This window comes from Pseudomonas muyukensis, from assembly GCF_019139535.1.
Classification (GTDB): Bacteria; Pseudomonadota; Gammaproteobacteria; order Pseudomonadales; family Pseudomonadaceae; genus Aquipseudomonas; species Aquipseudomonas muyukensis.
This window is the reverse complement of sequence record NZ_CP077073.1, coordinates 2,391,466-2,406,131: the sequence shown is the minus strand read 5'-3', so window position 1 is coordinate 2,406,131 and position 14,666 is coordinate 2,391,466. Positions and strand designations below refer to the sequence as shown.

Annotated in this window: 9 protein-coding genes; 5 read left to right on the top strand and 4 right to left on the bottom strand. The window is 65.4% G+C overall.

The window, feature by feature from the left end:
- The first annotated feature begins 27 nt into the window (after nt 1-27).
- The 3 genes from KSS95_RS10860 to KSS95_RS10850 all read left to right on the top strand — a co-directional run bounded on the left by KSS95_RS10860 (nt 28) and on the right by KSS95_RS10850 (nt 5,969).
- On the top strand, nt 28-1,359 hold the full coding sequence (locus KSS95_RS10860) for a deoxyguanosinetriphosphate triphosphohydrolase (RefSeq protein ID WP_217853653.1): 1,332 nt from the start codon (nt 28-30) through the stop codon (nt 1,357-1,359).
- 346 nt (nt 1,360-1,705) lie between these two features.
- Complete coding sequence (locus tag KSS95_RS10855; protein WP_217853652.1) at nt 1,706-2,326, top strand: response regulator transcription factor; 621 nt, start codon at nt 1,706-1,708, stop codon at nt 2,324-2,326.
- Nucleotides 2,327-2,357: 31 nt separating this feature from the next.
- Entirely contained in the window at nt 2,358-5,969 is a 3,612-nt protein-coding gene (locus KSS95_RS10850; protein ID WP_437179608.1) for an ATP-binding protein, read from the top strand.
- A gap of 21 nt (nt 5,970-5,990) precedes the next feature.
- Here the strand turns inward: KSS95_RS10850 and KSS95_RS10845 are convergent, their stop codons facing one another.
- A complete protein-coding gene (locus tag KSS95_RS10845; protein ID WP_217853650.1) occupies nt 5,991-6,335 on the bottom strand; it encodes a YggL family protein in 345 nt (114 codons plus the stop codon).
- A gap of 185 nt (nt 6,336-6,520) precedes the next feature.
- Between KSS95_RS10845 and dacB the strand changes: the two genes are divergently transcribed.
- On the top strand, nt 6,521-7,984 hold the full coding sequence (dacB, locus tag KSS95_RS10840) for a D-alanyl-D-alanine carboxypeptidase/D-alanyl-D-alanine endopeptidase (protein ID WP_217853649.1): 1,464 nt from the start codon (nt 6,521-6,523) through the stop codon (nt 7,982-7,984).
- 96 nt (nt 7,985-8,080) lie between these two features.
- Here the strand turns inward: dacB and KSS95_RS10835 are convergent, their stop codons facing one another.
- Together KSS95_RS10835 and rlmKL are read right to left on the bottom strand one after the other, a co-directional pair.
- On the bottom strand, nt 8,081-10,477 hold the full coding sequence (locus tag KSS95_RS10835) for a sensor domain-containing diguanylate cyclase (RefSeq protein WP_217853648.1): 2,397 nt from the start codon (nt 10,475-10,477) through the stop codon (nt 8,081-8,083).
- A gap of 95 nt (nt 10,478-10,572) precedes the next feature.
- Nucleotides 10,573-12,771 (bottom strand): bifunctional 23S rRNA (guanine(2069)-N(7))-methyltransferase RlmK/23S rRNA (guanine(2445)-N(2))-methyltransferase RlmL, encoded by a 2,199-nt coding sequence (gene rlmKL, locus KSS95_RS10830; protein WP_217853647.1) that lies wholly within the window; start codon nt 12,769-12,771, stop codon nt 10,573-10,575.
- 549 nt (nt 12,772-13,320) lie between these two features.
- Here rlmKL and rmf point away from each other — a divergent pair.
- Nucleotides 13,321-13,536, top strand: a complete 216-nt coding sequence (gene rmf, locus KSS95_RS10825) for a ribosome modulation factor (RefSeq protein ID WP_003248687.1) — start codon at nt 13,321-13,323, stop codon at nt 13,534-13,536.
- A gap of 98 nt (nt 13,537-13,634) precedes the next feature.
- On the opposite strand, the gene KSS95_RS10820 is transcribed toward rmf, so the two are convergent.
- On the bottom strand, nt 13,635-14,660 hold the full coding sequence (locus tag KSS95_RS10820) for a quinone-dependent dihydroorotate dehydrogenase (protein WP_217853646.1): 1,026 nt from the start codon (nt 14,658-14,660) through the stop codon (nt 13,635-13,637).
- Nucleotides 14,661-14,666 lie beyond the last annotated feature (6 nt).

The following is a 14,666-nucleotide window of genomic DNA, read 5'->3' as shown; positions in this document are numbered from 1 at the left end:
GCCGATTCAACGACGGGAGAACACGCCTTGGACTGGCACACCCTGCTGACCCGCGAACGCCTCGGCAAAGCCCTCTACAGCCCCGAGGAGCTTGGCCGCAGCCCCTTCCACAAGGACCATGACCGGGTGATCTTCTCGGGCGCCTTCCGCCGCCTGGGGCGCAAGACCCAGGTGCACCCGGTCTCCAGCAACGATCATATCCACACCCGCCTCACCCATTCCCTGGAGGTCAGTTGCGTCGGCCGCTCGCTCGGCATGCGCGTCGGCGAGACCCTGCGCGCCAGCCTGCCGGACTGGTGCGAGCCCAGCGACCTGGGCATGATCGTGCAGTCGGCCTGCCTGGCCCATGACATCGGCAATCCACCGTTCGGCCACTCTGGCGAAGACGCCATCCGCCACTGGTTCCAACAGGCCGCCGGACGCGGCTGGCTGGACGACATGAGCGACGATCAGCGCGCCGACTTCCTCAATTTCGAGGGCAATGCCCAGGGCTTTCGCGTGCTCACCCAACTGGAGTACCACCAGTTCGACGGCGGCATGCGCCTGACCTACGCCACCCTCGGTGCCTACCTCAAGTACCCCTGGGCCGCGCGCCATGCCGATGCCCTGGGCTACAAGAAGCACAAGTTCGGCTGCTACCAGAGCGAGCTGGGCCTGCTCGAGCAGATCGCCGGCAAGCTCGGCCTGCCGCAACTCGAGCACCAGCGTTGGGCTCGCCACCCGCTGGTGTACCTGATGGAGGCCGCCGACGACATCTGCTACGCCCTGATCGACCTCGAGGATGGGCTGGAGATGGAGCTGCTGCAGTACGCCGAAGTCGAGGCGCTGCTGCTGGACCTGGTGGGCGATGACCTGCCGGACACCTACCGCCTGCTCGGGCCGGGCGATTCGCGCCGGCGCAAGCTGGCGATCCTGCGCGGCAAGGCCATCGAGCACCTGACCAACGCCGCCGCCCAGGCTTTCGTCGAGCAGCAGAGCGCGCTGCTGGCCGGGCGCCTGCCCGGCGACCTGGTCGAGCACATGCACGGTCCGGCCCAGCGCTGCGTCCTCCAGGCCAAGGACATGGCGCGCAAGAAGATCTTCCAGGACAAGCGCAAGACCCTGCACGAGATCGGCGCCTACACCACCCTGGAAATTCTCCTCAATACCTTCTGTGGCGCGGCCCTGGAACAACACGGCGGGCGCACCCCGTCGTTCAAGAGCCGGCGGGTGCTCGACCTGATCGGCAACAATGCGCCCGACCCCCACGGTTCGTTGCACGGGGCATTCCTGCGGATGATCGACTTCATTGCCGGCATGACCGACAGCTTCGCCAGTGAAATGGCCCTGGAAATGACGGGGCGCTCCAGCCCGAAGTAAGGGACGCCCCGCCAAGCGCGCAGCCCGCAGGCACCAGGCTCTGTAAAAGCCTTGATACAGAGCCTAGCCTTGCCGGCAAGGCCGGCACCTCCCCCAGCGGCAACGTCGCCAACGATGAAACTTCCTACAACAACAAGTTCCGAATAAACTCAATCAACCCACTCATAGCAAATAATTACAAGATCCCGATATTCACCCAGCAACTTCCACACCGCGTGTAGCAATATCGCCCTTATGCTGTAAGTCAATTCCTATATCCCTATTTTGGCAATCCCTCGCCTGCCGATGTTCTTTCAACTGCGCTAATGTGCCTGCTGATTTCACCGTGCAGCATGGAATGTTGAATATGCAAACAGTCTTTATTGTCGATGACCATCCCGTTATTCGCCTGGCGATACGGATGCTGCTGGAAACCCAGGGCTACTCAGTCGCAGGCGAGTCGGACAATGGCGTAGATGCCATGCAGATGATCCGCGAAACCTTGCCCGACCTGGTTATCCTCGATATCAGCATCCCCAAGCTCGATGGCCTGGAAGTGCTGTCTCGCTTCCAGGCCATGGCCACCCCCTTGAAGATCCTGGTGCTGACGGCGCAGTCGCCCGCGCTGTTCGCCATTCGCTGCATGCATTCCGGCGCCGCCGGTTATGTCTGCAAACAGGAAGACCTCAGCGAACTGCTCAGTGCCATCAAGGCGGTATTATCCGGGTACAACTACTTCCCCAGCCAGGCACTCACCCCGGTATCGGCAAGCAGCAGCCAGGAGCTCGAACTGTTCCGCCAGGTCAACGACCGTGAGTTGATGGTACTGCAACTTTTCGCCCAAGGCCGCAGCAACAAGGAAATTGCCACCGGCATGTTCCTCAGCAGCAAAACCGTCAGCACCTACAAGAAGCGCCTGATGCACAAGTTGCGGGCCAACACCTTGGTGGAATTGATCGAAGTCGCCAAGCGCAACGCACTGGTCTGAGGTCGGTATGTGGAGGTACTTGGCGACATCAATGCTGTGCCTGAGCCTGGGCGCGCCCTTGCAAGGCGCCTGCGTCACCGTGGACCAGGGGCGCACCTACACCTTGCTCAGCCGCTCATCGCCGGCGGTGATCCGACCGAGCCTGACCGCTGATCAGTACCGCTGGCTAGCGACCCGCCGCGAACTGGTACTGGGCACCTCGGCCCCCGACTACCCGCCGTTCGACATCGCTACCGGTGGCCGCGAGTACCAGGGTTTCACCGCCGACTACGCCGGCCTGATCGGCAACGCCCTGGGGCTGGCGGTGCGGGTGCAACGCTTCCCCAGCCGGCCAGCGGCGGTGGCCGCCCTGAAAAGCGGCCAGATCGACCTGCTCGGCAGCGCCAACGGCTATGAGGCGACCACCGAAGGGCTGGCGCTGTCCCGCCCCTATGCCATCGACCAACCTGTGCTGGTGACCCGCGAAGACGAAACCCGGGCGCTGGACACTGGCCTGGAAGGCATGCGCTTGAGCATGCTCTACCATTACCTGCCACCCGAAGAAATCCACGCCAACTACCCCAAGGCCGAACTGCTGACGTTCGAGTCTTCGACCCAGGCCTTGAACGCGGTGGCTTTCGAACAGGCCGACGTGTTCATCGGCGACACCGTGTCCACGCACTACCTGATCAGCCAGGGCCATCTGCCGCACCTGCGCATGGCCAATTTCGGCAAACATGAGGCCGTGGGCTTCAGCTTTGCCCTGCGTGAAGACGACCTCATGCTGCGCACACTGGTCGATGCCGCCCTCGATGCCCAGACCCTGCCCACCCGCAACGATATCTTCAAGCGCTGGAGCGCCAGCAGCGGCAGCCTGTTGACCGACCGCAAGCTGCAATTGTCGCCACGGGAAGAAAACTGGCTGCGCAACCATCCGATCATGCGCGTGGTCGTCAACGAGACCGCCGCGCCGCTGACATTCTTCGACAGCAATGACCGCCTGCGCGGCATCGTCGCCGACCTGCTCGAACTCATTCGCCTGCGTACCGGCCTGCGCTTCGAGATCCGCCGCGCCAGCGGTGACAGCGACATGCTCGAACAGCTCGACGCCGGGCGCGCCGACATCATCGCCAGCCTGTCCACCGATAACCGCCAGGGCGATCCGCTCCAGGTCAGCAGGCCCTACCTGGAAAGCGCCTATGTGCTGGTCAGCCACATCGGCGCCGACCAGCCGGCCAGCCTCAAGCAACTGAAAGGCAAGCGTGTCGCCGTGCCCCGCGCCAGTGCCATGACCACGCTGCTCAGCGCCCGTCACCCGCAGGTTCATCAAGTGGCCACCGAAAGCACCTACTACTCCATGGCCCTGCTCAACAGCGGTGCGGTGGACGCCGCGATCGCCACCCTGATCGACGCCAACCACATGCTCGCCAGCAGCACCGGCCTGGTCATACGCAGCACCGTGGGCACCGAGCCTGCCACCTTCTCGATGGCGACCACCTCCCAGGCCCGCGAGCTGGCGTCGATACTCGACAAGGCGCTGCTGAGCATCTCGCCTGAGGAACTGGGAGTGATCAACAGTCGCTGGCGCGACCATGGTGTGCGTGACGATGCCTACTGGCGCAGCTTTCGCCGCGTCATCCTGCAAGTGCTGGGGGTGATCGGCGTTCTGCTGGTGATCGCCCTGGTCTGGAATGCCCGTCTGCGCCGCCAGATCAAGCAGCGCCAACGCGCCGAGCGAGCCCTCAACGACCAGCTGGAGTTCATGGGGGCGCTGCTCAACGGCACCCCCCACCCCATGTACGTGCGCGACCGTGAAGGACGCCTGAAGAGTTGCAACGACAGCTACCTGCAGGCCCTGGGCGTGGACCTCGACCAGGTCATCGGCAAGCGCCTCGAAGACAGCCCGTTCAGCGATGACGAGTATGCCCGGCAGGTCCAGGACGATTATCGTCAGGTCATGGCCCAGGGGGGGCCATTGATTCTCGATCGCCCCTTGCGCCTGAACGGCGCGCAACTGACGATCTACCACTGGATCCTGCCCTATCGTGACTCGCTGGGCGAGATGCAGGGCATCATCGGCGGCTGGATCGACATCAGCGAACGCCGCGCATTGGTTCAGGACCTGCGCATGGCCAAGCAGCAGGCCGATGATGCCAACCGCGCCAAGAGCACCTTCCTGGCGACCATCAGCCATGAAATTCGCACGCCGATGAACGCCCTGATCGGCATGCTCGAACTGGCCCTCAGGCGTGCCGACCAAGGCAAGCTCGACCGCCCGGCGCTGGAGGTCGCCCATCATTCGGCCAACGACCTGCTGGGGCTGATCGGCGACATCCTGGATATCGCCCGGATCGAGTCCGGACACCTGTCCCTGGCACCCGAGCCGGTGGACCTGGCGGCACTGGTCGAGTCGGTCGGGCGGGTGTTCGAAGGCCTGGCCCGGCACAAGGGCCTGGCGCTGGACGTGGTGATCAATGAGCGCGCGCGCTGCCATGCAATGCTCGACCCGGTGCGGTTCAAGCAGGTGCTGTCGAACCTGGTCAGCAATGCCATCAAGTTCACCGAGCAAGGCCAGGTACGCATTACCGTCGACCTGCGCCAGGACGCCGGGACCGATACCCCCATGCTCGACCTGGAAGTACGCGACAGCGGCATCGGCATCCATGCCCAGGACCTGCAACGCCTGTTCTCGCCCTTCGTGCAGGCCAACCCCTACAGCGATGGTGCGCGGGCCGGCACGGGGCTGGGCCTGGTCATCAGCCGCAACCTGTGCGCCATGATGGGCGGCGAGCTCGACCTGCAGAGCCTGCAAGGCGTGGGCACCCGGGTTCGCCTGGTAATGCCGCTGCACTGCATCGACCCGAGCGAAAGCGTGCCATTGCTCGCCAGCGCTATCGCCCGACCCGATTCGCACCTGCGAATCCTGGTCGTCGACGATCACCCGGCCAACCTGTTGCTGATGGCCCAGCAGTTGAGCTACCTGGGCCTGGGCCAGGAGTCCGCCAGCGATGGTCGCGACGGACTGCGCAAATGGCGCGAGGGCTGTTTCGACGTGTTGATCGTCGACTGCAACATGCCGCTGATGAATGGCTACGAACTGGCCAGGGCCGTGCGCGCCGAAGAGCGCCAACAAGGCCGGGCGCCCTGCTGCCTGCTCGGCTATACCGCCAATGCGCAGCCCGAGGTGCGCCAGCAGTGCCTCGATGCCGGCATGGACGACTGCCTGCTCAAACCCATCGGCCTGCAGGTCCTCGGCCAACACCTTGCCCAGGCTACCCGCCTGCCACGCCAATGCGGCCATTGCCCAGCACCGGCGCCTCCTTTCACCCTCGCGGGCCTGTCCGTGATCGTGGGCGACAGCGTCGCCGACCGCGAGCGGCTGCTCAATGCCCTGCACCAGAGCCTGCGTCAGGACCTGGGCATGCTCATGGCCATCGACCCAGAGCAGGAACCCACGGCGCTATCGGCGCAGGCACACAAGATCCTCAGCGCAGCGCGGATGCTGGAAGCAAGGTCGTTGATGCAGGCGTGCGAGGCACTGGAGGAGGCAGAGTTGCCCGTGGACGAGCAGAAGATACGCCGACAGGCGTTGGCGCGGCACATGCGGCGCGCGGAGAGGGCCCTGGCCAGGCACTTGGGCCTGGCGGCTGAGGCGGCGCACTGAGGCGCGCGCCGCCTGCGCCGATCAGGAAGCCGGGTTGACCGGTTTTTCCGGATACCAGGCGTCCAGCAGCGGGCTGACTTCGATGTTGGTCAGTTCGCTACGGCCTTTGAGCCAGGCCTCGACAGCAGCGCGCTGCTCTTCGCTGACCGAGCCACGGGTAGCCTTGCAGACCAGGCCGAAGTCGTCGCCGCCGACATAGTCCAGGCCGTTGGCATCCATGGCTTCAGCCAGGAAGGCGTCGAGGAAGGCATCGATGGCTTCATCGGACAGGTCTTCCTTGAAGCCCAGGTTCAGTTCGAAACCCAGCTCCTGGAATTCGTCAACGCACAGTTTCTTGCGCAGGCGACGGGAACGGTTGGTAGCCATGAAACAATCCTCTCAATTAATTACGCGCGGCACTTTACCAGTTTCCGCAGGGTAACGGCGCTTTTCCGTCAAACGCAGCCCATGCGCGCCACGCTTGGGGCATAATGCGCACTATATTTCGTCCTGGGGCCATCATTTCTTACAGCCCCGTTGTCTTTTCCCTCGCCCGCAGGGTTCGTGCACTTATGATCAAGACGCTCCGCCCACTCCTGTTCGCCGGCCTGTTCCTGCCCTTGTCCCTGTCGGCCCAGGCCGCCGTCGTCAACACCAGCCTGCCACCTAAAGTGCAGCAGGCCCTCAAGACCAACAAACTGCAGGACTCGGCCCTGTCCCTGGTGATGCTGCCGCTCGACGGCCCAGGGGCCGCGACCGTGTTCAACGCCGATGTGTCGGTGAACCCGGCCTCGACCATGAAACTGGTCACCACCTATGCCGCCCTCGAGCTGCTGGGGCCGACCTTTCAGTGGAAGACCGAGTTCTACACCGACGGCACCCTGAGCAATGGCGTGCTCAACGGCAACCTCTACCTCAAGGGCGGCGGCGACCCCAAGCTGAACATGGAAAAGCTCTGGCTGCTGATGCGCGACCTGCGCGCCAACGGCGTGCGCACCGTGACCGGTGACCTGGTGCTGGACCGCAGCCACTTCGTGCAGCCCAACCTGCCGCAGTTCAACGACGACGGCGGCGACGACAACAAGCCGTTCCTGGTCAAGCCGGACTCGCTGCTGGTCAACCTCAAGGCCCTGCGCTTCGTGGCCCGCAACGACGGCGGCAAGGTGACGGTCTCGGTCGAGCCGCCCATCGCCAGCATCCGCATCGACAACCAGGTCAAGGCCCTGTCGGGCAAGCAATGCAGCGGCGAGGTGCGCTATAACCCGGTGGTGCAGCCCGACGGCGTCAGCGTGACAGTCAGCGGGCAACTGGCCGATGGCTGCAACTCGCAGACCTACCTGGCACTGCTCGACCACCCGACTTATGCGGCAGGCGCGGTACGGGCCATCTGGAATGAGCTCGGCGGCAGCATCCAGGGCCGCGACCGCTTCGAGAACGTGCCCAAGAGCGCGCGCCTGCTGGCCCGGGCCTTCTCGCCTGACCTGGTGGAAGTGATCCGCGACATCAACAAGTACAGCAACAACACCATGGCCCAGCAGCTGTTCCTCAGCCTCGGCGCGCAGTTCCGCACCGACGCCGACGGCGACGATGCCCGCGCCGCCCAGCGCGTGGTCCGCCAATGGATGGCCAAGAAGGGCATCACCTCGCCACACCTGGTGATGGAGAACGGCTCGGGGCTGTCCCGTGCCGAGCGGGTCAGCACCCGGGAGATGGCGGCATTGCTGCAGGCTGCGTGGAAAAGCCCCTATGCGGCCGAGTTCATCAGCTCGATGCCGCTGGTGGGCATGGACGGCACCATGCGCAAGCGGCTCAAGCGCACGGCCATGACCGGCGAGGGGCACATCAAGACCGGCACCCTGAACACCGTGCGGGCGATTGCCGGGTTCAGCCGTGACAGCAACGGCCACACCTGGGCGGTGGCGGCCATTCTCAACGACCCCAAGCCATGGGGCGCTTCGCAGGTGCTGGACCAGGTGTTGCTGGACCTCTACCGGCAGCCGAAGGTGGGTAATGGCACGGTTGGGGTGATGCCTTAAGCGGTGGGTTTTGCAGCGCCCATGAGATCGAGCGACGCGCGGGCGGCGCTCGATTCCATAGGCGCCGCAAGACTGTCGCCGGACACCTGCATCCCCTCAAGGCAACTCCCCCTCAACCCGATCCCGCCCCGCCTGCTTGGCCGCATACACCCCCGCATCCGCCCGCAACAACAGCGCATCCGCGCCCTCCCCAGGCCGCCACCCTGCCACGCCAAAGCTCGCCGTCACCCGCCCCACGCCCTCCACCGGCACACTGCGCACCCCCTGCCACAACTCCTGCGCCAGCACCTGCGCCTGCCCCGCATGACTGCCTGGGCACAGCACCATGAACTCCTCGCCCCCCAACCGGCAGAACACATCCGTACGCCGCAGCCGACGCCCGATGCGCTGGCACAGGCTGCGCAGCACATGGTCCCCCACCGCGTGGCCGAACTGATCGTTGATCCGCTTGAAATGATCGATATCGAGCATGATCACCGCCAGGTCCAGCCCTTCGCGCTGCGCCCGGTCCAATTCGCTGCGCAACCGCTCCTGGAAATAGCGACGGTTGAAAATACCGGTCAGGGCGTCGGTGATCGACAACGTGCGCAGCTCCTCCTCCACCCGCTTGAGGTCGGAGATATCGGTGAGATAGCCATGCCAGAGTGTACAGCCCTGCTCGCCGATCTCCGGCGTCGCCTCGCCCCGCACCCAACGCAGCCCGGCGCGCGGCAGACACACCCGGTACTCCTCTCGCCACGGCGTCAACTGTTCGGCGGAATAGCGCACCGAGCGCCGAACCCGCTCCAGGTCGTCAGGGTGAATGCGCTCGAATACCGCCGAGGCGTCCTGGCGCAGCATCGCCAGGTCGACCTCGTAGATATCGTGCAAGCCCCGGCTGGCGTAGGGAAAGCAGGAATGGCCATCGACATCCAGGCGGTACTGGTAGATTCCCCCCGGCACCTCGTCGCTGAGTTTCTCCAGCAGCCGGTCACGGGCGGCCAGTGCTTCATGCACCCGGCGGCGCTCGGTGACGTCGATGCAGATCGCCAGGTACCCCACCCACAGCCCCTGCTCGTCGAGCACCGCCGTCACCAGCATGTTGGCCAGCAGGTGGCTGCCATCCTTGCGCACCAGGGTCCAGTCGGCCGGCTCGCCCGCCCCCTCCTGCACCGTTTCGGCGAACATCGCCTGGCCCGCCCCCACCTCGCGACCATAGCGCCGGCTCAGGGCATGGGCGCGCCGGTGCAGCTCGTCGGGCTGCACCAGGTCTTCCAGGGTCAGTTGTCCCAAGGCCTCGCTGGCCGAGTAGCCAAGCATGCGCTCGGCGCCGGCGTTGAACGTGTCGATCACCCCGCGCAGGCTGGTGGCGATGATTGCCACCTGGGTCGCGGCATCGAGCACGCTGCGCAACTGGTTGTGGGTTTCACGCAAGGACTGCTCGCTGACACGCAGTTCCGCCGTGCGCCGCGCGACCAGGCCAAGGGCGCGCTGGCGCTGGCTGAACAGGCTGTACAGCAAGGTCGCCAAGAGCAGGCTGAGCAGCCCGCCCAGCACACTCACCACGCTCACCGCCGAAGAGCGGTTGGCCGCCAGGAAATCCAGGCTGGGACGGATATCCAGCTGATAGTGATGGTCGGCCAGATGCAGCAGGTGGCTGCTGGCCAAGGCCATGCGCGCCGGCGCATTGCCCGAATCGAACAGCACTTCGCGGGCCCCTTCGCTGGACAGGTCGTGGATACGCACCACCAGGTTGCCGTCGGCCACGGTGGGCAGGCTTTCGGCGATCAGCTGGCGCAGGCTCAGCAATGCCATGACATAGCCGCTGGGCGGCGTATCGGCGAACGCCGTGTCGGCGAACACCGGGGCGACCATCAGCAGGCCACGGCTGTAGGCCGGCTCGACATTGAGCATGTCCAGCGGTGCCGACACCGCCATGCTGCCGGGGCTCAAGGCCCTGGCCAGGGTTGCCTCGCGCAGCGGCTGGCCACGCAGGTCCAGGCCGTAGGGTTGGCCCTGCCGGCTGGCTGCCTGGGTGAACAGCACCGGGTAGTAATAGTCACGCGCAGGCGCGGGGCGCCACGCACCCTGGGCGTCGCGGTCGCGGATCAGGTAAGGCTGCCCCAGCCAGGCACTGGCATGCTGCTCGAAGGCTTCGCGCTGCGCCGCCTCGACCCGGGGCGCCCACGAATAGGCCTGGGTGCGGTGCAACAGCGGCCGGGCATAGCCGTCGAATTCGCGGGGGGTGATCTGGCTCGAATAGCTGAAGAACCGGCGCAAGCCATCGAGGCGCTGCTCCTGCTCCTCGAAACGCTCGGCGATCCGGCTGTAGCGCTCACCCGCCAGCAGCTCGAAGCGCTGGCGCAGTTGCTGCTTGTGGAAGGCGTGGGTGGCGGTGGCCAGCGCAGCCGTGAGCAGGCACCCGGCGACCAGCGCCGCCAGGGCCACGCCCCAGGCCGACAGCGGGTCGCCGAGCAGGCCCAGCAGCTTCGCAGGTACGCCTGGGTTCGACATAGAGGACTCTCACCAATGTCAGCGTCCTGCGAATTGTCCTGCCTTGTAGTGCTTTATAGCCACTGGCCAGCAGCCGCGCCATGTACCTCGTCGGCTTACTTCAAACGCAGCTGCCAGGCACGGTGGATGCGGCTGTTGCGAGCGAAATCCGGATCCAGGGTCTGGGCGCTGATTTCCTCCACGGCATAGCGTGCGGCCAGGTGCTCGTCGAGCTGGAACTTGCGGAAGTTGTTGGAAAAATACAGCACGCCGCCCGGCGCCAGGCGGGCCATGGCCAGGTCGAGCAGCTCGACATGATCACGCTGCACGTCGAACACCCCTTCCATGCGCTTGGAGTTGGAGAAGGTCGGTGGATCGATGAAGATCAGGTCGTAGCTCTCCGTCGCCGCCTGCAGCCAGGCCATCACATCCCCCTGTTCCAGGCGGTTGCGCTCGGAGAAGCCGTTCAGCGACAGGTTGCGCCGTGCCCAGTCCAGGTAGGTCTTGGACAGGTCGACGCTGGTGGTGCTGCGCGCGCCGCCCTTGGCCGCGTGCACGCTGGCCGTGGCGGTGTAGCAGAACAGGTTGAGGAAGCGCTTGCCGGCGGCCTCGCGCTGGATGCGCAGGCGCATCGGCCGGTGGTCGAGGAACAGACCAGTGTCCAGGTAGTCGGTGAGGTTGACCAACAGCTTGACACCGCCCTCGGCGACCTCCATGAAGCGCCCTTCGGTAGCCTGGCGCTCGTACTGGCGGGTACCGCTCTGGCGCTCGCGGCGCTTGAGCACCACGCGCTGCGGGTCGACACCCAGGGCCTGGGGAATCGCCGTCAGGGCATCGAGCAGGCGCGCCTGGGCCTTGTCCGGGTCGACCGAGCGAGGCGCTGCGTATTCCTGCACATGCACCCAGTCGTGGTACAGGTCGACCGCCAGCGCATATTCAGGCATGTCGGCATCGTAGACCCGGTAGCAATCGACCTTCTCGCGGCGAGCCCACTTGCCCAACTGCTTGAAGTTCTTCTGCAGACGGTTGGCGAACATCTGCGCGCCCTCGGACAGGCGGGCCGGCTCGCTGGCCACCGGCAGCGGGCGACGCGGTTCGCCATCGGCCACTTCGGCCTGGCCCTGGCGGCGCTCGCCGGTGACGAACTGGTCGGGCTGAACCTTGAACAACAGCAGCTTGCACGGCAGCGCGCCGTTCCAGAAGGCGTACTGCTTGTGGCTGCGAATACCCATGCGCTTGCCCAGCTCCGGCGCGCCGGTGAATACCGCCGCCTCCCAGCCCATGCAGGCCTGGCGCAGGCGCTCGCCGAGGTTCTGGTAGAGGTACAGCAGGCTGGCTTCGTCACCCAGGCGTTCGCCGTAAGGCGGGTTGCTGATCACCAGGCCCTTCTGGTTCTGGTCCGGCCGCGGCTCGAAGCTGGCCACCTCGCCCTGGTAGATCTTCACCCAGTCACCCAGGCCGGCGCGCTCGACGTTGTTGCGGCCCGGCTGGATCAGCCGTGGGTCGGCCTCGTAGCCACGGATCCACAGCGCCGGCTTGGCAAGGCCGGCCTCGGCACGGGCCTGGGCCTGATCATGCACCTTGCGCCACAACGCCGGCACGTGGCCGAGCCAGGCGCTGAAGCCCCAGCGTTCGCGCTTGAGGTTGGGGGCCATGTCGGCGGCGATCATCGCCGCCTCGACCAGGAACGTGCCCACACCGCACATCGGGTCGGCCAGGGCGCCGCCCTCGGCGGCGATACGCGGCCAACCGGCGCGGATCAGTACCGCCGCCGCCAGGTTTTCCTTCAACGGCGCGGCGCCCTGCTGCAGGCGGTAGCCACGCTGGTGCAGGCTGTGGCCGGACAGGTCCAGGGACAGGATCGCCTCGCCTCGGTCCAGGCGCAGGTGCACGCGCACATCCGGGTCGAGCTTCTCTACCGACGGGCGCAGGCCCTCGCGGTTGCGCAGCTTGTCGACGATGGCGTCCTTGACCTTGAGCGCGCCGAAGTGGGTATTGTCGATGCCCGAGCCATGGCCACTGAATTCCACGGCCAGGGTGCCATCGGCGGCCAGGTGATCGGCCCAGTCGACCGCGTGCACGCCGTCGTACAGGTCGTCGGCGTTCTTCATCGGGAAGCGCTTGAGCACCAACAGCACGCGGTTGGCCAGGCGCGACCAGAGGCACAGGCGGTAGGCGGTTTCCATGTCGGCATCGCCGCGAATGGCCGAGGTGTGCTCACGCACCTCGTTCAGGCCCAGTTGGCGAGCCTCTTCGGCGAGCAGGCCTTCAAGGCCTTTGGGGCAGGTAAGGTAAAGTTCGAAACGGTCCGACATGTGCAATCCAGAGCCTTGGGCTAGGTAGATGGCCGCCGACGCATCGGCGACCGATGTTTTCCCGCACGCCCTTCCAGCAGGCGCCCGGGTGGCCTGGCGAGACCTCTCGCCGGGCCGGGCCGCTCGGCAGATCGCGCCTTCGCCGAGGGCGAAAGTGGCTTTGATCGCTGAGCAGTATGAAAATTTCCTCGACGGCGGGGACCCATGTGACCCTTCGTCGCATTACCAAATATTTCAGTCATCAACCAGCAACACTGGCCATATGACGTCAACGCTGACTAAACCCTGATCATAGCGGGCTCAGCGGCAAACAAGGTTGAGTCGCATTTATTTACTTATCCTTTCACCCTCTGAAAGGTTACGTCCTTATGACAAATCGATCATTCACACTGCGACTCGCATTCGATAGAACTGATCTCAGGTCGTCCCGCAACGGGGCGGCACTTTCAGCCCGCCACGCCGGCAGCGGGCGCATACCGGCAGAACGATTCTGCCCGGCCTCGGAGAGGCCGACGGGACATTACAGTCAACAAGTGAGGGCAACACCCTATGAGAAGACTTAAGCGTGATCCGTTGGAAAGAGCATATTCACGTGGCTACCAGTATGGCGTCACCGGCAAATCTCGCGAACTCTGCCCGTTCAATCTGCCGTCCGTTCGCCAAGCCTGGATCAACGGCTGGCGCGAGGGCCGCGGCGATAACTGGGACGGCATGACCGGCACCGCTGGCATCCATAGACTCAACGAAAATCACGCCGTTGGCTGAACGAGGACACTGAATTCGAGTCACCATGCGCGCCCCATCCGGGCGGCGGGCTGCGGCCCAGGGGGTCCCTTGAGGGACCCCTTTTTTATACTTGCCAGTTACGAACGCGGCATCGCCGCAATCGCGTCCACCGCCTCGCGAATCAGCGCGGGCCCTTTATAGATGAAGCCCGAATAAATCTGCACCAGGCTGGCCCCGGCAGCGATCTTCTCAGCGGCATGGCGCCCTTCGGTAATGCCGCCGGCAGCGATGATCGGCAACTGGCCGCCCAGCTCCCCCGCCAGCACCTTGACCGTATGGGTGCTCTTGGCCAGCACCGGAGCGCCCGACAAACCACCGGCCTCGCCACCGAACGGCAGCCCTTCGACCCCTTCGCGGCCCAAGGTGGTGTTGGTGGCAATCACCGCGTCCATGCCCGACTCGCGCAGCGCCGCGGCGACCAGGGCGGTCTCTTCGTCACTCATGTCCGGGGCGATCTTGATCGCCAATGGCACGCGTTTGCCGTTGGCCGTGGCCAGTTGCTCGCGTCGCTCGGCCAGGGCATCGAGCAGTTGCTTGAGCGAGTCGCCGAACTGCAGCGAGCGCAGGCCCGGGGTATTGGGCGAGCTGACGTTGACCGTGATGTAGCTGGCGTCGTTGTAGACCTTCTCCAGGCAGATCAGGTAATCGTCCTGGGCGCGCTCGACCGGGGTGTCGAAGTTCTTGCCGATGTTGATGCCCAGCACACCGGTGTATTTCGCCGCGCGGACCCGTGCCAGCAGGTGGTCGACCCCCAGGTTGTTGAAGCCCATGCGGTTGATGATCGCGGTCGCTTCCGGCAGGCGGAACAGCCGTGGCTTGGGGTTGCCCGGCTGCGGACGCGGGGTCACGGTGCCGATCTCGACGAAACCGAAGCCCAGCTGGGCAAAGCCGTCGATGGCCGCGCCGTTCTTGTCCAGGCCCGCGGCCAGGCCTACCGGGTTGGCGAAGTTCAGGCCCATGACGGTCACCGGTGCCGCCGCCGGCTGCTTGCACAGCAAGCCATTGAGGCCCAGCCGGCCACCGGCGCCGATCAGGTCCAGCGACAGGTCGTGGGAGGTTTCCGGGGAGAGCTTGAACAGCAGCTGGCGGGCCAGGGTATACATGGGCGG